This window comes from Baaleninema simplex PCC 7105 (genome assembly GCF_000332355.1).
Lineage (GTDB): Bacteria > Cyanobacteriota > Cyanobacteriia > Cyanobacteriales > Geitlerinemataceae > Baaleninema > Baaleninema simplex.
Genome location: NZ_KB235958.1, coordinates 3,438,662 through 3,459,821 on the forward strand (window position 1 = coordinate 3,438,662; position 21,160 = coordinate 3,459,821).

The 21,160-nt window shown below is 53.6% G+C and carries 18 protein-coding genes; 14 read left to right on the plus strand and 4 right to left on the minus strand.

The window, feature by feature from the left end; translation table 11 throughout:
* The 6 genes from GEI7105_RS31085 to GEI7105_RS0117595 form a co-directional block, all read left to right on the plus strand.
* Positions 1-392 (plus strand): M28 family peptidase (locus GEI7105_RS31085; RefSeq protein ID WP_035492561.1); only part of this gene is annotated, 392 nt, incomplete at its 5' end.
* A gap of 295 nt (positions 393-687) precedes the next feature.
* Positions 688-1,698 carry an RRXRR domain-containing protein gene (locus GEI7105_RS0117575; RefSeq protein ID WP_017661742.1) on the plus strand — a complete coding sequence of 337 codons (1,011 nt, stop codon included), beginning with the start codon at positions 688-690 and terminating at the stop codon, positions 1,696-1,698.
* A gap of 91 nt (positions 1,699-1,789) precedes the next feature.
* Positions 1,790-2,437 (plus strand): RNA polymerase sigma factor, encoded by a 648-nt coding sequence (locus tag GEI7105_RS0117580; RefSeq protein WP_017661743.1) that lies wholly within the window; start codon positions 1,790-1,792, stop codon positions 2,435-2,437.
* 16 nt (positions 2,438-2,453) lie between these two features.
* The gene (locus GEI7105_RS0117585) at positions 2,454-3,383 is read left to right on the plus strand and encodes a DUF1822 family protein (protein ID WP_083862418.1); all 930 of its coding nucleotides are present in this window, start codon (positions 2,454-2,456) and stop codon (positions 3,381-3,383) included.
* Positions 3,384-3,468: 85 nt separating this feature from the next.
* Positions 3,469-5,331: a CHAT domain-containing tetratricopeptide repeat protein gene (locus tag GEI7105_RS31090; RefSeq protein ID WP_017661745.1), complete on the plus strand. Its 1,863-nt coding sequence runs from the start codon at positions 3,469-3,471 to the stop codon at positions 5,329-5,331.
* Between the two features lie 2 nt (positions 5,332-5,333).
* Entirely contained in the window at positions 5,334-5,999 is a 666-nt protein-coding gene (locus GEI7105_RS0117595) for a tetratricopeptide repeat protein (protein ID WP_017661746.1), read from the plus strand.
* A gap of 83 nt (positions 6,000-6,082) precedes the next feature.
* Here the strand turns inward: GEI7105_RS0117595 and GEI7105_RS0117600 are convergent, their stop codons facing one another.
* Positions 6,083-7,348, minus strand: coding sequence for an IS701 family transposase (locus tag GEI7105_RS0117600; protein WP_026097748.1), 1,266 nt, complete (start codon positions 7,346-7,348; stop codon positions 6,083-6,085).
* Between the two features lie 236 nt (positions 7,349-7,584).
* Here GEI7105_RS0117600 and GEI7105_RS0117605 point away from each other — a divergent pair, with 236 nt between their 5' ends.
* The 6 genes from GEI7105_RS0117605 (at position 7,585) to GEI7105_RS0117635 (ending at position 13,810) form a co-directional block, all read left to right on the plus strand.
* Positions 7,585-8,151, plus strand: coding sequence for a sigma-70 family RNA polymerase sigma factor (locus GEI7105_RS0117605; RefSeq protein ID WP_017661748.1), 567 nt, complete (start codon positions 7,585-7,587; stop codon positions 8,149-8,151).
* A 5-nt stretch (positions 8,152-8,156) separates the two neighbouring features.
* On the plus strand, positions 8,157-8,483 hold the full coding sequence (locus GEI7105_RS0117610; protein ID WP_144053851.1) for a hypothetical protein: 327 nt from the start codon (positions 8,157-8,159) through the stop codon (positions 8,481-8,483).
* 40 nt (positions 8,484-8,523) lie between these two features.
* Positions 8,524-9,117, plus strand: a complete 594-nt coding sequence (locus GEI7105_RS0117615) for a Spy/CpxP family protein refolding chaperone (RefSeq protein ID WP_083862419.1) — start codon at positions 8,524-8,526, stop codon at positions 9,115-9,117.
* 230 nt (positions 9,118-9,347) lie between these two features.
* Positions 9,348-11,315 (plus strand): DNA sulfur modification protein DndD, encoded by a 1,968-nt coding sequence (gene dndD / locus GEI7105_RS0117620; RefSeq protein WP_017661751.1) that lies wholly within the window; start codon positions 9,348-9,350, stop codon positions 11,313-11,315.
* Positions 11,316-11,615: 300 nt separating this feature from the next.
* The gene (locus tag GEI7105_RS0117630) at positions 11,616-12,116 is read left to right on the plus strand and encodes a Fur family transcriptional regulator (protein WP_017661753.1); all 501 of its coding nucleotides are present in this window, start codon (positions 11,616-11,618) and stop codon (positions 12,114-12,116) included.
* A gap of 203 nt (positions 12,117-12,319) precedes the next feature.
* Positions 12,320-13,810: an alanine/glycine:cation symporter family protein gene (locus GEI7105_RS0117635; protein WP_026097749.1), complete on the plus strand. Its 1,491-nt coding sequence runs from the start codon at positions 12,320-12,322 to the stop codon at positions 13,808-13,810.
* 31 nt (positions 13,811-13,841) lie between these two features.
* Here GEI7105_RS0117635 and GEI7105_RS33650 read toward each other — a convergent pair whose 3' ends face one another.
* Both GEI7105_RS33650 and GEI7105_RS0117645 read right to left on the minus strand, forming a co-directional pair.
* Entirely contained in the window at positions 13,842-15,773 is a 1,932-nt protein-coding gene (locus GEI7105_RS33650) for a PAS domain-containing sensor histidine kinase (RefSeq protein WP_017661755.1), read from the minus strand.
* A 200-nt stretch (positions 15,774-15,973) separates the two neighbouring features.
* On the minus strand, positions 15,974-17,260 hold the full coding sequence (locus GEI7105_RS0117645) for an ATP-binding protein (protein WP_017661756.1): 1,287 nt from the start codon (positions 17,258-17,260) through the stop codon (positions 15,974-15,976).
* Between the two features lie 30 nt (positions 17,261-17,290).
* Here GEI7105_RS0117645 and GEI7105_RS38605 point away from each other — a divergent pair, with 30 nt between their 5' ends.
* Together GEI7105_RS38605 and sbcC are read left to right on the plus strand one after the other, a co-directional pair.
* Positions 17,291-17,428 carry a hypothetical protein gene (locus tag GEI7105_RS38605; RefSeq protein ID WP_017661757.1) on the plus strand — a complete coding sequence of 46 codons (138 nt, stop codon included), beginning with the start codon at positions 17,291-17,293 and terminating at the stop codon, positions 17,426-17,428.
* A gap of 152 nt (positions 17,429-17,580) precedes the next feature.
* Positions 17,581-20,598 carry an exonuclease subunit SbcC gene (gene sbcC / locus GEI7105_RS0117655; protein WP_017661758.1) on the plus strand — a complete coding sequence of 1,006 codons (3,018 nt, stop codon included), beginning with the start codon at positions 17,581-17,583 and terminating at the stop codon, positions 20,596-20,598.
* Here sbcC and GEI7105_RS31100 read toward each other — a convergent pair.
* The coding region (locus tag GEI7105_RS31100; RefSeq protein ID WP_035493303.1) for an RNA-guided endonuclease InsQ/TnpB family protein at positions 20,590-21,160 on the minus strand (571 nt) is incomplete at its 5' end. The genes sbcC and GEI7105_RS31100 overlap by 9 nt on opposite strands.

Below are 21,160 nucleotides of genomic sequence, written 5' to 3' on the forward strand. Positions count from 1 at the left end.
GGCGCGACTTCCCCAAAACGGGAACGTTTCTCGCCGTGGTGGGAAACGTCGCCGCAGCCGAATCGATCGCCGCCTTCTCCGAGCGCCGAGAGGCCGATCGTCGAGGGACAGACTTACCCGACGTCGAAACGCTGACGGTTCCGTTCGATGGCGTAGTGTTTCCCGACCTGTTGCGAAGCGACCACGCTCCGTTTTGGCTGGCGGGACTCCCGGCGGTGATGGTGACAGATACCGCCAACTTTCGCAATCCGAACTATCACCGTCCCAGCGATACCCCCGAGACGCTCGATCGCGCCTTCTTCACCGGAAGCGCCCAACTCGTCGTCAACGCAACGGCAACGTTACTCGAACCCGAAACGCTCGCATCGCGATCGCGCGTCCAGTTTCCCTGACCTGCTTCCATCCGACTCGAGTTCGCTCGGTATCATAGATAACGTCAACAACCCGCCGTCAAGCCTGTTAGCTATGACGGGGGCTTGAAAAAGCCCACAAGTTGACCAGCCTAAGTCTTCCGAAGACTACGTTACGTCCGAGAGTTTAAGTTCCTACCGACGAGTACGTTGCCAGCTTGTCGCTCTAGAACTGAAAAGTTAAACAGCTTAAAACGGGTTAAGGCAGTGCTTTTCAGAGAGTACCGAGACGTAACCTTGGCGAGGCAAACGTTACCCCTTTTGGGAGTTGTGTATTATGCACGTTTTCGTTCTAGACAAAGACAAAAACCCCCTAGCACCATGCCATCCAGCCAAGGCGCGGCGGCTCCTGAAATCCGGTCGTGCTTCGGTGTTTCGTCCCTATCCATTTACCATTATCTTGCACGAGATTGAAGCCAAAGATTGTGTCGTTCCGGAAACTCAACTCAACGCTTCGGCTCCGCTCAGCGTTGAGTCCGAGCGGAGTCGAGGACTCAAAATCGATCCCGGCTCGCAAACAACTGGGTTGGCTATCCTGTCCGAAAACCGAGTCATTTGGGCGTCCGAACTCAGCCATCGCGGACAGCAAATTAAGAACGACTTAGAGAAGCGTCGCGCTTTACGACGCTCCCGACGCCATCGAAAAACTCGTTACCGAAAGCCTCGCTGTCTTAACCGTACTCGTCCGAAGGGTTGGCTTCCACCGTCTCTCAACGCTTCGGCTCCGCTCGCTTCGACTTCGCTCGCTTCGACTTCGCTCAGCGTTGAGTCCGAGCGGAGTCGAGGACTCAACCATCGGGTCGAAACTACGATGACCTGGGTGAACCGTTTGCGAAAACTTTTGAAAGAAACTGGATTGCCCGTTGAAGTGGGAACGGGCGGACAGACTAAGTTTAATCGGACTCGATTGGGTTTGCCGAAAACTCACGGGTTCGATGCGGCTTGCGTCGGGAAATCGACTCCCGATCGATTAGATGTCGCGATCGAGAAACCTTTGCTCGTTGCAGCCAAAGGTCACGGGGTTCGACAACGATGTCGTTCCGATAAATACGGTTTTCCGAGAACTCACGCTCCGAAAGCCAAATCCTTTCAAGGTTTCCAAACGGGCGATATAGTCAAGGCGACAATTCCTCAAGGAAAATTCGCCGGAAATTACACAGGACGGATTGCTATTCGGTTTCGCCCTTCCTTTCGACTGAACGCTGGGGTTAAACCTTTCGACGTTCATCCGAAATATCTGACGACTGTTCAGAAATCAGACGGCTATGAATACAGATTCTCGAAATAAGGATGCCCTGTCGGGCAGTTCGTTTGTTGGCGGGAATTCCCCTCTCGCTAATCCTGTCGGATATAACGGGAGTCCCCTTCCCGCATTTTAGATGGACGACGAGCAATTGCGACAGTGGGCGATCGCCGCACAAGATAACCCTCCGAGGAGTAAAGCCAGGCGCGTCGCCCTGACTCGACTTGTCGAGGGAATTTTTAAATCGGGGCGCATAGCCTATCCTAAAGCACCGGGAATCGCACCGGGACGATATCGAGACTATCGTGCTGAAGCTTTACAAAATCTCTTTGTATTCATCTGTCAAAACATCGACCGATACGATCGCGATCGAGGAACGGTGATGGCATGGGTAAACGTCCTTCTCGAACGACGTTTTTTTAGAGAGGTAGCACGGACAAAATACGAAACGACAGAAGAAGGTTTTCCGAAATCGACAAACGGCGATTTGATGTCTATCTGCGATCCCGAGGAAATCCCTTATGAATCCGTGCCGCTGCTTTCCGATTGCGTGCGTCAATGTATTGAAGAAGATCTCGACGGACTGTTCGGTCAAAAATATATTCGTAAATATCCGAGAGCGACGTTTCAATATATTGCCTTGCGCCGTCTCGATGGCTATCAATGGCAAGAAATTTCTGAAGAGTTAGGTATTAGAGTGTCCACTTTAGGCGATTTTTATCAACGCTGTTTGAAAAGCTTTTCCTCGCACATCAAAGCTTACATCCGAAATTTAGAGTATTAATGGAAGGGAAATTCCTATGGCATCCATGACTGCCCATTTGACATTTACTGTCCCTCTGACAGCCCGAAACCGACAGGTTGCCGATCGCCTACGCCGTCAATATAGCAACCCGGAGAAAGCAAACTATGCGTACCGACAGGTCTTGGCTCTGTATGCGGTTAATGCCTACTGTCAGTGCATGGAGATCGAAGCAGATCTCGGCGAGAGTCAAATTTGGAACGCTCCGTTACGGCCGCTGTGCCAGAGCGCCGACCTTCCGGTCAGCGGCCAGGGCGCGATCGAATGTTGTCCGGTGTCGGAAGACGGAACGTCAGTGTCGGTCGCTCCCGAAGTTTGGAGCGATCGCCTCGGCTATATCGCAGTACGCTTCAGTTCGACTTACGACGAAGCTCAACTCGTCGGCTTCCGCGAAACGGTATCCGAGGAAATCGTTCCCCTCGAAGCATGGCATTCTCTCGACAACTTTCTCGACTGTTTCGATCCCGTCGGCGATCCCGCGTTGGAAACCCTCGTCTCGTCTGTAGTTCGCCTCGACCGCTGGTTGCAAAACTGCTTCGAGGGCGATTGGGAGGCGATCGGCTCGGTTTTAGCATCTCGCTCTTTGGGTTTGGCGTTTCGCAAAGCGACCGAGGAGCGTTGGGTCGAACGCGTCAAAACTATCGATCTGTCCCGCAAGGACGAAACGGTATTGCTCCTGGTGGGCCTCTCGACGACAAGTACGACCGAAATCGATGTGTGGGTTCACGTCACACCCCAAGATCCCGGCCGTCAACTGCCCCATCACTTACAGGTCGAAATTCTCGACGAGAAAGACGAGACGGTCATGCAAGCCTGCGCTCGCGGGACGCAAACCTTGCAATTAGATTTCAGTATCGAGCCAGACGAAATATTTAAGGTTAGAGTGGAGCTAGAAGATTTTACGATAGTAGAAACCTTCTCTATCTGATTAGTCTTTAATCTGATTCACCTGAGATCGATGGGTTCGTAAAGGGGAGCATTTACTACATCGAACTCAGCAGTCTTTGTCTTCCATGAGCCAACTCGTCGTACTCAAACTGACAGGCGATCTAGCGCGATCGGGTTTTCACGTATCGTTAGAAGTGGGATCGGACAACCAACGCCCCATCTCTGAAACGACCGGTTTTTTACCGCCGAGTACGCTGCTCGCCGAACGCCTTCAACAACACTGGAGCGATACCTATCGTCGCGTGGGATCGCCGTGGAACAGTCGTTTGTTCGAGGGAACTCGGGGATCGCGCATTCGCCCGAAACGCATTACCTATAACGGCGCGATCGAACGCCTCAACGCCTGCCGCAATTCGGCCAAACTCGTCGAAACTCAATTCCACAACTGGCTGAGTTCTGAATCGTTTCGAGAGGTGGAGTTGCGACTTCGCGAAGCGCTCAGCCTCGACGACGAAATTCGCATTCTCGTTCGCAGCGACTGTCTCGAAATTCGCAAACTTCCCTGGCATTTATGGGATTTCGTGCGTCGATACCCTAACGCAGAAGTTTCTCTCAGTCCGATTTCGGTGGCGACCCCCCATCGGTCTGCCGATCGCTGGCCGACGTCTGCTTCGGTGAAAATCTTGGCGATTTTGGGTCACGGAGACGGGATCGATCTCGAGTGCGATCGCGAGTTTCTCGAACGGCTCGAGGGGGCAGAGGTCATGTTTCTCGTCGAACCTCGCCGTCAGGACATTCACGATCGCCTGTGGGATCGACCCTGGGATATTATTTTCTTCGCCGGTCACAGCGAAACGGAAGGGGAAACGGGCAAAATTTACATCAATCCCGAGGAAAGCCTCAGCCTCGAAGATCTCTGGTACGGGTTGCGAAAAGCAGTCGATCGCGGTTTGAAACTGGCGATTTTTAACTCCTGCGACGGTCTGGGTTTGGCTCGCGGCTTGGACGACTGCCACATTCCCCAAATGGTCGTTATGCGAGAACTGGTTCCCGATCGCGTGGCGCAAGCGTTTTTGAAATATTTCCTCGAGGCGTTTTCGCAAGGGGTATCGTTGTATCGCTCGGTTCGGACGGCACGGGAACGCTTGCAAGCTCTCGAAGACCGCTTTCCTTGTGCGAGTTGGCTGCCCGCGATCGTGCAGCACCCACACGCGATTCCCCCTCGCTGGACGGATTTACGCGATCGCTCGTTCCCCCTGAGTTCGCCGCAGAGTTCCCTTCCCTCGAACCGGTCATCTGCATCGCCGACGGGTCGTAAGATTCGGGGAGTCGTGCCGCTGTTGGGATTTTCGACGGTGGCGATCGCGCTGTATTGTATCGTTGCCCCCCCGTTGGCCGGTTGGCTCAACAGTTTGGGAGAAGCGGCGTTGGGCAGCGACTGGCACGCGGCAAGGCGCTATTTTGAATGGTCTCTTCGGGTCTATCCATACTCAGGGGCTGCCTCGAACAATTTGGGGTTTATTGCTGAAGATATGCGGGAAATCGATCTCGCGCGGACTTACTATCGCCGTGCGATGTGGTTGGGAAACGCTGCCGCTTGTAACAATATGGCCTATCTCGATTTGTCTGAGGGACAACCCGAACGCGCCGCCCGACTTCTCAAGCAATGTCGGCGCATGGCCGAACCCGACAATGCCATCCATCAATACAGTATTTTGAAAAATCAAGGTCGCGCTCAATATGAGTTAGGCCGTTACGAGGCGGCGATCGATTACTTTTCCGAGGCCGTCCGTCTTCTTCCCGATGAAGGAATCGCCGATTGTTGGATGGCTCGGACGCTGGAAGTTCAACATCGCGACGACGAAGCGATCGCGTCGTGGTCGGCGTGTTTTTCAAATGTTAGGATTTACTACTACGAAGAAGAGCAATGGAAACGAAAAGCCGAAATCCGACTTCGCGAGGCAGGTCTTGGATTGCCTCCCTCTTAGGGGTGCTGTTAGTTTTCGGTATCGATTTCGCGCAACCGCGACAGGACGAGGCGATCGCGCAACAGGAGCCGTCGCGAGAAGAACGGCCGCGATGTCACGGCGGTTGTACGCGCAACCCCCCTCGCAGTACTGACGTACCGCACATCTGGTCGCCCCACGCCTCTCGGGTGTATAGCGATCGCCCGGTATTGCGCTGGTTTGCCGTCGAGGGCGTGACGACGTACCGCGTGCGCGTGGCCGGTGCGGGGGTCGATTGGGAAACTCAGGTTTCCGAACCGATGGTGGTTTACGACGGTGCGCCGCTGCAACCGGGCGAGACGTATTTGGTGTCGGTGGATGCGAACAACGGGAAAGGGGCCGCACAAACGGTGTTTTCTGCGGTGACGGAAGCTGAATCTCAGGTCATCCAACAACAGCTCGATCGCGTTCCTCAAGGGGATCTCGACGCGCGAGCGGTGCTTCAGGCGAGAATTTATCGCGAGACGGGGGCGATCGCCGACGCGATCGAAGTCTTAGAACGGCGAGTGGCAGAGAATTCGACGAATTTAGAGCTTCTCTGTCTGTTGGCGTCGATTTACCGACAGCATTACTCGAGGGTGGAGTTGGGCGATTTCCTCGATCGCCTAGAAAACCGCATTGACGACCTCGGTGGCGCTTGTTCTGAGTGAACGATGCGGTTGGAACGTTAACTGTGGCTCGATCGCAAGAAAGCTTCAAACAACAGAGTTTCCTAGCGGTACTTAAACAAATTTCAAGCCCAAACCAAGCCAAAACGCGCTTTGTGAGCGGCAAACAGGTCTCGATTCTCGTTCAGCCATGCCACAAAACGAAAAGACATGGCTGTCCGAAAAGCCTCTAAAGCATCTACAAAAGTTTCCAAAGGTTGGTTCGCCCACTTCCTTCGTAAACCGCCCGTCAACTTATGCCAAAGGATAAAAGTGTAGGCACAAAATACCAAAATTAAATGCCGCTGTAAACTCTTCAAACCTCTCGCCTGGCATTCCCTCCAACCCAACCATCCTTTGGCTTCCCGATAGAAGACTTCTACCCAGTTTCGCCCTGAGTAAGTGTTCACGACCCATTCGGCAGTCACTTTTTCGGAGTCTTCATTCGTGATAAAATAATCAATTTCTGTCGCGTCCGCATAAGAACTTGCATTCATGACGATAGCAAAGGTTCTTTCTCCTTGTAGACGTGACAGCTCTGCCGTACCCGTCGCCACCCACAGGGTTTTGGGCTTGTTTAAATTTAGAGAAACTGGCGTAAAGTCCTCTCCTGGTAAGCTTTTGGCATATTCATCAAGGCGAATCTTTTGCCAATTTTCTCCCGATTGATTCAGCCAGATTTTCCGATTTTTGGCGACGGCTCCTAGATACTTCAGTCGGCGAGATTCGAGTCCCTTTAAAAAATTTGTGTTGTTACCATAGCCGGCATCCATGAGGACGATTCCCGGTCGATACCCTCTCTTTAAACTCCGGTCAATTAATTCTAAGGCGATTTCGGGTTTCTTTTTGAAAGAGGGATCTTTCTTGCCTGAGGGTAAGGAACTGGCTGGCTGATAGATTTCTACATCCAGAGGCAAATTTTTTTTGCCATCATAGAGATGGGTCGTTACCGCCACGATTCCGTTGTCGAGCTTGCCGATTTCTCCGATGTACTGTCTTCCCACACCTGCGGTGAAGTTGCCGCTTTTTCGATGTCCTGTATCATCGAGCAGCAAGGCAAATCCCCGACCCACTCGGGTTTGATGGCAGGAGTCCACCACCTTTAAACGACGTTCGTTAATACGCTTCTCCTCCCAAGGGGATTCCGTTATAAAATGATGTAAGCGGTTGTAAACCACTCCCACCGAGTCGTTTGCCATCTGAGTTATGTTTTTTCGCTGGCTTTCCCCGAGTAATCCTCCCAAATAGTGTCTAAACCCCTTTTTTTGTGCTTGGGTTTTGAAGTCGGGGTCGAAACGCTTGCACCACTTCTCAAAGCAGGGTGGCATAGCGGCTGGGGTGGTCTCTCTCATGGGGACACTCTCCACCTTAAATCCTTGTCAGTCAAGGGTTTTGCTTTTATTTTACCTTTTTTACCGTTTAAGTCCCGCTAGAAAAGTGGGGTCGCACGATCGCGTCTCAGCGTTACTGGTTCGAGACGACCGATTGAACCTTTTACAGCGACCCCGTGTCTAAACACTCAGAACGCTCGATTCCCGGTTCCCAAAACCGGCATCAGAGTCCAGTTAACCCGTAAAAACGCGACGCGATGGTGCAACCCGTTCCCCTGACGGAGAAACCCCTTTCAGACGGCGATTTAGTGCGTCAGTGCCGACGCGGGCACTCCGATAGTTTCCGCCTTCTGTACCGACGCCACCAACACAAAGTCCGATCGACCCTCTTTCAACTGTGCGGTTCGTCGTTCCTCGACGATCTCGTTCAAGAAACCTTTCTCCGAGCCTGGAAAGGGCTGCCCAAATTGCGATCGCCCGAGTACTTCAAAACTTGGTTGTATCGCATTGCGTGGAACGTGGCCTCGGACAAACGGCGGGAGTTTGCCAAAACGGCCGACCTCCAGTCGAAACTCGATCCCAAGCCGCCGTCTTCGCCAGCCCCGGATTTAATGGACTTGCACTATCGCGACTTAGTACAGCGGGGACTCGAGGAACTCAGTTTCGAGCATCGTAGCGTCTTAGTCCTGCACGATCTCGAAGACTTGCCTCAAAAGCAAGTGGCTCAGGTGTTGGGGATTCCCGTAGGAACGGTGAAATCTCGACTGTTCCACGCTCGCGCGACCGTGCGACAGTATCTCGAAAAACAGGGGGTGACGCTATGAAACCCATGTCCGACCGCGACCGCACACTCGTTGAATTTCTCAAACAACACCGGGCGATCGCACCGCCAGAAAATCCTACCCTCGAAGATCGCATCGTGGCGTCGCTTCCCCCACGTCCGTCTCGGCGTTGGCGTCGCCGCTCGATCGCATCGGTGGCTGTCGCCGCTTCGATCGCGATCGCTTGGGTCGGGAGTCGCAGTGTCACCTCGAACTCGCCCAGCGACGAAGAACTGGCTCAACTCGAAGCCTTCGTCGAACAAACTTGGTACTGCTCTGTCGAACGCTGCGAAGAAGATGTTTGGGATGCCGAACTCTGGAACTCGAACCCTTAACCAATTTTGTAGCTTAGAAACCATTTAGGAGGTTTTCATCATGTCTCATCCGTCTCACTTTTGCCGTCGTCGCCACCGTCACGGCCGCAACCACGCTCACGATCCAAGTTCGATGAAATCCCTATCGCTATTTCTCTTGAGTTTGATGGCTTTGTTGGCGATCGCTCCTGACAATGCCTTCGCGCAAACCCTCGATGTCCCCTTTGAAATGTCACAGCGAGGCCCCGGTCGCGGCCCTGGCGGCGGACAGATGCGCTGGCTCGACCAGTTAGATTTAACCTCAGAACAACTCGAGGAAATTCAAGCGATCCGCGATCGCTACCAACCGCAATTCGACACCCAACGGGACGAAATTCAGGCACAACGCCAACAAATGCACGATCTAATGGCTGGCAACGCCTCCGAAAGCGAAATTCGCCAACAACACAGTCAGATGCGCCAGTTACACCAAGAAATGGGTGAATTGCACTTTAACTCGATGATGGAAATTCGCAACGTCCTGACAGAAGAACAACGCCAACAAATGGCGGACTGGATGGAACAGCGTCGCGAAGACGGTTTCGGTCCGGGTCACGGTCGCGGTCACGGTCACGGACAGGGTCGCGGACAGGGTCGCGGTCGAGGAAATTGGTAGGATTGGTGATGGGATGATGGGACGAGCCAAATAGGAGAACTCCCCACTGTTCCCCGTTCCCTCTTCCCAACTGTTCCCTGTTCCCCGTTCCCCGTTCCCTCTTCCCAACTCCAAGGAATCGATCGCCCGTAAGTTGCTGAAATACGGTACGATCGAAGCAACCCCTCTTAACCCCCCTCTTTTGCCAGGGACGTTCCGTTCCTGGCTCTTTTGCGCCTTGCCCTCGACCTGTGAAATTTCTCGAACTCGTTCTGCAAAACTTCGGACCTTATATCGGACGCCAGACCATCGATCTGAGTCCGAAAGACGATGGCGAACTGGCGCCTATCGTTTTGTTCGGAGGAATGAATGGCGGGGGTAAAACGACCCTGATGGACGCGATTCGCTTGGCACTTTACGGTCATCGCGCTCAATGTTCGACGCGGGGAAGTCTCAACTATGCCGATTTTCTAACTCAGTGCGTCAACCGCCGCACGCCAGCCGGGGAAACGACGCGTCTCGAACTCCTCTTCGAGCATATTATCGACGATCGCCCGGTCAAATATCGTATCGTGCGATCGTGGACGGCGAATCCCAAGGACGGGAAAGATACTTTAGGCATTATCGATCGCGAGTGGCCCGATCCGGCGTTAGCCGAAACTTGGGACGAGTATATTGAAAATTTGCTGCCGTTGGGCATCTCGAACCTGTTTCTCTTCGACGGCGAACAGGTCAAGGAACTGGCGGAATTGGACGCGCCGCCGCCGTTGGTGACGAGTGCGATTAAATCTCTGTTGGGGTTGGAACTGGCCGAACGCTTGGCGGTGGATTTGGAAATTTTGGTCAACCGCAAACGAAAGGATCTCGCCGATGCAGCCGAACGTGCGGCGTTGGAGGAAATCGAGCAACGTTTGGAACACTGTCAGCAGGAGTTCGACGCACTGGATGCGGAACTGAAGGCGAAGACGAAAGAACTCGATCGCGCGGTTCGTTTGGAACAGGAGGCCACGGAAACCTTTCGCGCGGAAGGGGGGAAAATTGCGGGAGAACGCAGTCGCCTCGACGCGCAATTGAAGGGAGAACAAGAGAAAGTCGAACAGCAGCGCGATCGCCTGCGAGAGTTAGTTTCGGGAACGCTCCCGTTGGTGATGGTACGTCCGCTGTTGGAGGCGGCGCAGCGTCAGGGAGAGACGGAACGACAGTTTAACATCGATCGCTTGGTGCGATCGACTCTGAAACAACGGGACGCGCGGTTACTCGAACAGTTGGAACTGTTGGGGCTTCCGAAAGCGAAACAGTCGAAAATTCAGGCGTTTTTGGAACAGGAAACGCCCGAACTCGATGAGACTGTGGAACTGTGGTTAGATCTCGACGATCGCCAACTCGAACGACTGGCGGCGATTCTCGACAGTCTTGGCGATCGCCAGCGTCAAGTGGAGGAGATGCGGGAACAGTTGCGCCAGTTACAGGAAACGGTCGATCGCACGGAACAACAAATCGCTGTGGCTGCGCCGCCAGAGCAGTACGATCGCCTATTCGATAATATGAACTTGGCGAAGGAAGAACGCCAGCGGTTGGAGGTGGCGGTGGAAGTGACGCGACGCCAACGCCAGCAGTGTGAGGAAAAACTGCTGAAAACTCGCCGAGAACTGGAAAGTTACGGGGAAGAACATATCGATCGCCACAACGCCGATCGCATTATTCAGATGTCGAAGCGAGTTCAGGGAACGTTGACGCAGTTCCGCCACCAGTTGACGCTACGCAAGCTTAACAAGTTAGAAATTGAGATAACGGAGTGTTTTCGCTATCTGCTGCACAAGTCGGATTTGGTGCATCGGGTGGTGGTAGACGCGGCGGATTTCATGTTGTCGCTGTTCGATCGCTCTGGACAACTGGTTCCCAAACACCGCTTGTCCGCCGGAGAAAAGCAACTGCTAGCCATTGCCTTTTTGTGGGGGTTGGCGCGGGTGTCCGAACGCCAGCTTCCGGTGGCGATCGATACGCCGTTGGGACGGTTAGATTCGTCGCACCGCCAAAATCTCATCGAACGCTATTTTCCCTCAGCCAGCCAGCAGGTGATTTTACTGTCGACGGATACGGAAATTCGCGAGGCGGAGGTGCGACAGTTGCGTGACTGCGGCGCGATCGCTCGGGAATATTTACTGAAATACAACCCGACCAAACAGCAGACGATCGTGAAACGTGGATATTTTTGGTAGCGATCGCCGCGACCTTTAACGCGATCGCCTTGTGATAAATCTTCTCAAAAATCTTCTCAAAAATCACTCGATAAAAATATATCGCTCGACCGATTTCGTGTCAGTTTTCCCATCGATCGGTCGATAGAAACGCATCGAACGCGACGAGAACGCCGGTTCAAAACAGACCATTTCTCGAAACGGGACGATCTTACCAAATAGCTTATAGCCATTTTTTCTCAATAAAAAACCTTGTTGACACTCGGTAATTCTGACGATTACCATAAACTTTAGGGACTATTTTTTAAAAAAATATACACGATGTATAGCTACAATAGCGAAGCCTTCAAAACAGAATTAAATCAACTAGGCTTGCGTCTGACACCACAGCGAGAAACAATTCTGAGAGTTTTTCAAGATCTCCCGAAAGGCGAACATCTCAGCGCTGAAGACCTCTATCAATGCCTGCAAGAAAAAGAGACGAAGAAAAAAATCAGTCTCTCCACGATTTATCGATCCCTCAAATTAATGGCCCATCTAGGGTTGTTGCGGGAACTCGAGCTAGCCGAAGGACACAAACATTACGAACTCAATCAGCCCCAGCCTTACCACCACCACCATTTAGTCTGTGTCAAATGTAACAAGACCATCGAATTCAGGAGCGACTCCGTTCTCAAAATCGGCATCAAAACCACTAACAAAGAAGGCTTTCATTTACTCGATTGCCAGCTAACGATTCATGGCGTTTGCTTAGAGGCCATGAAGCGAGGATGGCCTTCGGGCATTCCCGAAAATTGGACTTGTCCGAAAGCTTTGAGCTAACGCCGAGAGAGCCAACGATAGGCAGCGAACTTTCCAAATTGCCGACCTTCGGGCAAAATCGAAGAAATCTTTAAAGTCTGTCACGAGATATCGATCCGAACGCGAGGACTTCACAAAGCACTCTGTTTCGCTTGGCGGGCGATCGGATCTCGATCGTATCGAGATCGCTCGTTTTTCCTCCATCGCGACTTTTAACTTATCCTATGAAACATCGTTGGCTCTTATTTCTCCTACTGCTGGCCGTTCCCACGGCTGCTCTCGCCCAAGCTGAAGCTGCGGCAACTGAAGATGGATTTCTCGATCGCCTCGATGCCATCTTCCGCATTATCGTCGATGACTGGATGGCACCAGTTCTCTTTTTCAGCATCGGCGGAATTCCCCTCATCGTTCTGTGGTTGGTCGCGGGGGCGCTCTTCTTCACCGTCCGCATGAATTTCGTCAACCTCCGCGCCTTCAAACACGCCTGGTACGTCGTCGCCGGTCACTACGACGACCCGAGCGAAGAGGGGGAACTCACGCACTTTCAAGCCCTTTCTGCCGCCCTCTCTGCCACCGTCGGACTCGGCAACATTGCCGGGGTTGCCATTGCCGTTCAGGTTGGCGGCCCGGGTGCGGTCTTCTGGATGACCCTAGCCGGACTGTTCGGCATGACCAGTAAATTTGTCGAATGTACCTTGGCGCAAAAATACCGCGTCGTGAACGCCAACGGTCACGTTTCCGGCGGTCCGATGTACTACCTCTCGCAGGGACTGGCAGAAAAAGGACTCGCCCCTTTGGGTAAAGTCCTGGCGGTTCTGTTCTCGATTCTCTGCATCGGCGGTTCCTTGGGTGGGGGAAATATGTTCCAAGCCAACCAATCCTTCGCCGCCGTTTCGACCCTCGTTCCCGTCCCGAACTGGGTTTACGGCTTAATTTTGGCGTTTCTCATCGGCTTGGTCATTATCGGGGGTATCAAACGCATCGGGTCGGTAGCCTCGGCTCTCGTCCCGTCGATGTGCGTGATTTACGTTCTCGCTGCCCTGTGGATTCTACTGACGAATATCGGGGAAGTTCCACAGGCGATCGCCACGATTTTCAGCGGTGCGTTTACACCGAGAGCGGCCGAAGGGGGCTTTATCGGCGTCTTCGTGCAAGGGGTGCGCCGGGCGGTGTTTTCCAACGAGGCCGGAATGGGGTCGGCAGCGATCGCACACGCGGCCGCCCGCACTCACGAACCCGTCCGAGAGGGCATCGTCGCCCTACTCGAACCGTTTATCGATACCGTCGTAGTTTGTAACATCACCGCCTTAGTGGTCGTCATTACAGGAGTCTACCAAGACCCAGAGATCGCAGGCGTCGAATTAACGACCGCAGCGTTCGCCAGCGTTATCGGGTGGTTCCCCGTCATTTTGTCGATCGCCGTATTTCTATTTGCCTTTTCGACCATGATTTCGTGGAGTTACTACGGCGAACGGGCTTGGACGTATTTGTTCGGAGAACGGCAGATGCAAGTCTATCGCGTAATTTTCGTTGTCTGTGTATTTGTCGGGTCGGTCGTGAATTTAGAATCGTTGATCGGCTTTACCGATATGGTCTTCCTGACGATGGCGTTTCCCAATATGCTGGGGGGATTCATCCTCTCGAATAACGTCGCTGCCGACCTCAACAACTATTTCGATCGACTTCGCGGCGGTACGATGCCCGTTTACAAATAAACGCGTGCTTGACTCGGTTCGTCTGAATCGATTACCCACAACGGCGGCCGTCGAGGTCGCCGTTTCGCTTCGAGGCGTGCAAGCACACCGGAAGTTCTAACGTTAACGTCGTGCCTCGACCGTAATGAGACTCGAACGATAGCGTCCCGCCGTGTTTTTCCACCACGGTTTGATACGTTGTCGAGAGACCCAGTCCCGTTCCCTGACCGACGGGTTTCGTGGTGAAGAAGGGGTCGAACGCCCGCGATCGCACCTTCTCCGTCATCCCGATCCCGTTATCGGAAATCTCGACGGCCACGCGATCGCCCAAATGCCGCGTTTGCACCCGTAGCTTCGGCACGTAATCCGGGTCGTTGAGTCGTCGTTCCCGCTCTCGCATGGCGTCGATGGCATTTTCCAGGGTGTTGGCAAACACTTGATTCAACTGCCCCGCGTAACATTCGACCAACGGTAACAGGCTGTAATCTTTTTCCAAACATACCGTTTTCGCGTTACCGCTGGCTTTCAAGCGATGTTGCAGTAACAGCAGCGCACTCTCGAGACCGTCGTGGAGATCGACTTCTTTGTACTGAGCCTCGTCGAGTCTCGAAAACTGTCGCAGCGACTGTACGATTTTCTGAATCCGTTGAGTTCCCGAATTCATCGACGCTAGCAACTTCGGCATATCGGAGACGATGAAGTCGAGATCGATTTCGTCGATCGCCTGCAAGATTTCGAGATTGGGATTGGGATAATGTTGCTGGTACAGCCCCAACAGTCGAACCAAATCGTTGGCGTACAGCCGAAGATGTTCGAGGTTGCCGTGGATGAAACCGACGGGATTGTTAATTTCGTGAGCGACACCCGCGACTAACTGTCCCAATCCCGACATTTTTTCCGTTTGGATGAGTTGGGCTTGGGTCGTTTGTAGCTCTCGCAGGGTCTTCGCCAGTTCGCTGGCTTGTTGTTGCAGGCGTTCTCTCGACTGGCGCAGGGCTTCTTCCGTACCGCGACGGATGTAGATTTCCTCGCGGAGTCGAGCGTTGGCTTCGCTCAGTTCTGCCATGCGGTCTTCGATGCGCTGTTCTAAATTATCGTATGCCTGTTGTAGAGCTTCCTCTTGTTCTTTTTTCGTGGTGACGTCGCGGGTGATGGTGGCGTAACCGAGAAGCTGGCCGTCTTCGTCCCGCAACGCCGAAACAGCCACGTGAGCCCAGAACTGCGAGCCGTCTTTACGCAAGCGCCAGTTTTCAAACTCGAACCGTCCCGCTGTGGCAGCCCAGGCGAGAATTTTATTGGGATCGTGGCGATCGCGACTGCTTTCGGGGAAAAAGATCTCGAGACTTTCGCCGATAATTTCTTCGGCTCGCCAACCGTTGATGCGCTCGGCTCCTGCGTTCCAACTAATGACGCGCCCCTGTTTGTCGAGCATATAAATGGCGTAGTCTTTCACGCCATCGACGAGCAGGCGAAAGTGTTCTTCGAGAGTATTGAACTGCGTGGTGATGCCGTGGTGAGCGCCGACGCTACAGCCGGGACGTTCGCCGAGATCGCCGACGTTGGCGTAAACAACACAGCCGACTTCGTCAAAGGTCGCTTCCCAAGAGAACCATTTATAGCGGCCGTTGCGACACCGATAGCGATTTTTAAAGGAAACTTTATCGGTTTTGAGGACGATCAGCTCGTTAATTTTTTCGAGGGTTTGGGGGATATCGTCCGGGTGAACCCATTCGAGCCACGGCCGAGATTGGAGTTCCTGGCGCGTGTAGCCCAACGCCGTCGTCCAGGCGGCGGTTAAATGCTTGAAGTGGCTGTCCGAACCGATCGCACACATCATGTCCCGCGACAGCTCGAAAAACTTTCCGAGGTCGATTCGGGAGATAGGAGGAGGCTGAGATACTCGAAGTGACGGGGAGTTCGGCTGACTGCGCTGTCGTTTTGACAAGCGTTGCTCGATCCCCGAAGTGTGAATTAAATCTTCCATATGTAAAGAAAATTAACTTAAAAATGATTTTTTATTAAGTTCCATTTTAGCTTATCTTAGTCGATTCCTTATAATCCGCAAAATTTTACATTACAAATCAGTATCTTAAGAAAATGTTAAACGAGATCTGAAGTCAGTGGATCGTTTGCGGTGTTCGTTAGGTTGTTCCCGTGAAGAAGGGCTGTTGGCGGCGATCCCCGTTACGCCCAAAAATCCGGTGGAGACGCGGCTAACTCGGCTTTGAGGAAATCGACGAACTGTCTGGCGGTGCGTCCCGATCGCCCGTTGTGTTGAGTCGCCCATCGCAAAGCCCGAGCGTCGAGTTCCTCTAGAGAAATATCGAGTTTTTCTCGTCCGGTGAGGTGACGAACGATTTCGAGATAGCGATCTTGGTTGGCACTTTCAAACGTTAAATGGAGTCCGAAGCGATCGCTAAACGACAGTTTTTCTTGCATCGTATCCCAAGCGTGAACCTCTCCGGCATCTCTCGGTCGGGGGCGGTCTTCAAAAAACTCCCGCACCAAATGGCGTCGGTTCGAGGTGGCGTAGACGACGGCGTTCGACGCTCTGGCCGTCACGCTCCCTTCTAAAACCACTTTCAACGCCTTAAACGCTTCGTCGTCCTCCTCAAACGACAAATCGTCCACAAACAAAATAAACTTCTGGGGAACGTCGCGCAGGCGTTCGACGATCGTGGGAAGATCCGGTAACTGAGACTTCGCCACTTCCACGAGTCGCAAATTGCGATCGCCGAACTCGTTGGCGACTCCCTTCACCAGCGAAGACTTCCCCGACCCCCGACAGCCGTACAACAACACGTGTAGCGTCGGATACCCCGCCAGCAGTGTTTTCACGTTGTCCACCAACGCCGCCTTCTGGCGCTCGTATCCTGCCAGATCCGACAGGCGCACCGGGTCGGGGTGGGCGATCCCTCGTAACGCGCCGTTCGTCCAGCGCAACGCCCGATACCGCGCGAACGAGCCGCATCCGTGGCGGCGGTGGTACTCTGCCAATTGGGGGAGCGCCTCAGACCAGACGTCGAACTCGTGGAGGGGGACTCGATGGGACGACACGGTATCGGGAATCGCGACGGGCGTTTTTTCCGCTTTCGCCACCAAGCGCACCCAATGACTGAGGGCATCGCCGCCGCACTCGTAGAGACGTTGCAGGGCTTGCAAATCCTGTTTTGCGGCCGCCACGAGGGTTGGAGAGAGATCGTCGAGCGATCGACGTTGTACCTGTTGCGAAAACGGATTGTCGTCGAAGAGAACGCGATCGATTAAATAGTCTTGCCAGCTTTTCCCCGCTGACACCAACGCTCGGAACCAAACTCCGTAAGCTGACAGACAGGCGGCGGGTTTGTCGTAGTGATAGAGGGCGTCGAGTAAGGCGAGAAATGCCGTTCCGATGTTGTCGGTTAACACCGAACGGTACAGCAGCAGCGACGCGGCTTGATGTTGTAAAAATCGAATAGACGTCGTGTTCATTTTCAGACGACTCGAAGGCAAGAGATCGTGGTGGACTCGATCGCCGCGCTCTCTCTCCAGTCTCGCGCGATCGAATACCCCACTGTCCGAGTGTATTGTACGGCCGGAGGGTTTTTTGGTGAAGTCCTCCGCCTCGCGCAAACTGAATCTTGTCGTTGGGAAATCTGACACTCAGGAAACCGACGATCGCCGGTTTCAAATTGACCCACACTTTTTTTAAAGTTCTGTTTTTCTTGCGATCGCGAGTTAAAATATCGAAAACCCACTCAAACGATCGAACTCACTTTCGGCTTTTCTTAGCGGACATCTGACAGCTTTGCATGATACCGATCGAACTGACGCTACAAAATTTCTTTAGCTATTGCGACGCGACCTTAGATTTTCGCGGACTGCACACCGCTTGTATTTGTGGCGAAAACGGAGCGGGGAAATCGTCCCTTCTCGAAGCGATCGCCTGGTCGGTGTGGGGCAAAAGTCGCGCCGCCAGCGAAGACGATACCATTCGCGTCGGAGAAAAAGAAGTCCGGGTTTCTTTTACCTTTCAATGTCAAGAACAAGTGTTTCGCGTCGTGCGTCGTCGGCGTCGCGGACAGTCGAGCGCGTTAGAGTTTCAACTCGAAACGCCCCAGGGATTTCGTGCCATTACCGCTAAAGGAATCCGAGCGACCCAGCAAAAAATTCTCGAGACCATCAAACTCGATTACGAGACCTTTATCTGTTCGGCGTACTTGCGCCAGGGACACGCCGACGAGTTTATGGTCAAACCGCCCAAAGAACGAAAGCAAGTTTTAGCAAACTTACTCAAACTCGATCGCTACGACAAACTCGCCGAAAAAGCCAAGGATATTTCCAAACAAGCCAAAGGTCAACGGTCGGTTCTCGAGCAAAGTCTGGCCAGTTTAGAAGTGCAACTTCACGCCGAAGAAGCCATTAGCCGAGATCTCAGTACCACCGAAGCCGAAATCGCGCGACTGCAACAGCAGCAAGAGGAAACGGGGCGAGCGTTGCAAGACCGACAACAGCAACAAACCCAACGCCAAACCCTCGAACAACAAGTCAGTTGGTATCGCCAGCAATACGACAGCTCGAGCCGGGAAGTCCAACGCCAGCAGAGCGATCGCGATCGCCTGCAACGCCGCGAAGCCGAACTGTCGCAACTGCTCGAGCGATCGGAGGCGATTCGAGCTGGATACGCGAAATATCAAGACTTACGGGCGCAAGACGACGCCTACACCGACAAATTCGCCCAACACCAAGACGCCAGCCAACGACAGGCGGACGTGCGACAACGTCTCGATCGCGCCGTGGCCGAACTGCAACAGCAACAACAGCAGCTTCAAGCACGGTTAGAAGGTTTAGCCCAAACCGAGCGGGACGTACGACAAACCCTGAGTCGCGAAGCCGAAGTCGAAGCCGGGGTGCGAGAACTGAACCAGGCGAAAGCGAAACTTTCCGAACTCGAACGCAAACACGCCGAAGCCGCCCCGTTAATGCAGCGTCAGATTCGACTTCAAGCAGAGTGCGATCGCGCTAAAGCCCAACTCGAAGCCCGCCTCGAACAACTGCAACGCCAACAAGAGCGGTTGCAACACCGCCAAGGTCAGCGACCGGAGTTAGATCGGGCGCTCGCAGAAGTGAGCGATCGCATCGAAGAGTTAGAAAAAAAGCGCGTCTACCAACAGCGAGTCGAAGAAAAAGGACGGGAACGGCGCAGCTTCCTCGAACGCCTACACGCCCACCAGCGAGATTACGACGCCCAACTCTCGGAAATGGATCGCAAAATCGAGATGTTGCAGGTTCCCGACGCCACCTGTCCCCTGTGCGATCGCCCCCTCGACGAACACCACTGGGAACTGGTGTCTCAGAAACACCGAGAACAGCATCGAGAGATCCTACACCAACTCTGGGTCGTCAAAGAACAAATCGCCATCTCCGAACGGGAAATTCAAATTTTGCGTCAAGAGTATCGGGATTTGAAACAGGAGTTGACCGAATACGATGCGTTGCGAGAGAAGCGCGGACAACTCCAGGCGCAGCGGTCGGCCAGCGAAGACGAATGGGAAGCCTTGCAACAGGCGATCGCCGAACGCAGCGAAATCGCCCGAACGCTCGAACTGGGGAACTACGCCGCCGAGAGCCGACGGGAGTTAGAAGAGATCGACAGTATTTTAGCCGAACTCAACTACGACGAAAAAGAACTCGCCCTCGCCCGAGGAACCGTCGATCGCTTGCGGTGGGCCGACATCCAACAAGCCCAGATGCAGCAGGCGCGACGACAACTCCAACACCTCGAGGAACAACGGCCGCAACTCCAAACCCAACTCCAAACGCGACAACAACAAACCCTCGAACTGCAAAGCGAGTCCGACCTCGCCCGAGAACTGACCGATCTCGAACGCTATATTAATAAGGTTGCCTACGACCTCAACGCCCACAACGCCGTCCGTTCCGAATTGCGGGAAGCCCAAGGCTGGCTGTCGCAGATGGAGACGTTGAAAACAGCCCAACAAGAAGCGCCGCGACTGCAACAACAACGCCAAGAACTCGAAGACCGTTTGGCCGAGCGATCGCGAGAACTCGTCCAACTGGAAACCCAACTGCAACAGGCGCAACGACAGCTCGACACCACGCCAGACGTTTCGTCAGACATCGCCGCCTTACAACAGGACATCCAACAGCGGCGATCGACCCTCAACGAGTATCTCTCTCAATTGGGGCGCTTACAACAACAACAACAACATTTAGACTCGGTAAGAGAACAGATCGATCGCCAACAAGAACAACTCGACGCAGCTTGTCGCCAACAGTGGGTCTATAAAGAACTGTCTCAGGCGTTCGGGAAAAACGGCATTCAAGCCCTTACCATCGAAACCGTACTTCCCCAACTCGAAGCCGAAACCAACCGTCTGCTGTCGCGATTGAGCGCCAACCAGCTTCACGTGCAGTTCGTGACGCAAAAAGCCACCAAAGGAAGTAAGAAAACCTCCAAACTTATCGAAACTTTGGATATTTTCATCGCCGACGCCCGAGGAACGCGACCTTACGAAACCTACTCGGGAGGGGAAGCCTTTCGGATCGATTTCGCCATTCGATTGGCGTTGGCGAAGTTACTCGCACAGCGATCGGGAGCGGCGTTACAGATGCTCGTCGTCGATGAAGGATTCGGAACCCAAGACGATCGCGGGTGCGAGCGGTTGATTTCCGCGATCGAAGCGATCGCCCCCGATTTCGCCTGTATTTTAGCCGTCACCCACATTCCCCACCTCAAAGAAGCCTTCCAAACCCGCATCGAAGTCGAAAAAACCGCCTCGGGTTCCCAGTTACGAGTTTCAGTTTAAACAGTCCCCAATCTTGACATCCTCTCCCAGCAACCCGTTCCGGGTATGCAGGGAGATTCCTTGGGTCGCCCCAAAGATTTCCTGCTTCAACAGGTGCCAGCTAGACTGAGTAACCTCAGTCCCCGCCGCATCCCCTCCACAGGCAGTTTCGATTTGCCGTTGCCCACGGCTACAGATAACTTGTCCGCTTGCTACATCACGGGGCTTTGTTGACCCGCAGTTGTGACAGTGATGGATTCGAGTTGAGAGATCTTTGCGAACCTCCACTCCACAGTCTGGGCATTCCTGAGAAGTGCCACGAGCATCCACCTTGCCGTAAAAGACATCACGCTTCCAGCACACCCAGGGAAGAATCTGGTTGACAAATTGACCCAATCCAGCATCCAGGGTGTGTTTGCCCAACATCCCTTTGGCCATAATGCGGAAGTCGAGATCTTCGACAAAAATCATCCCTGCGCCGCCGCAGAGGTGATGAGCTAACTTGAAATGCCAGTCTTTTCTCGTATCGGCAATCCGTTGATGGACCCTCGCAATCTTCTTCTGGAGTTTCAGCCAGTTAGCT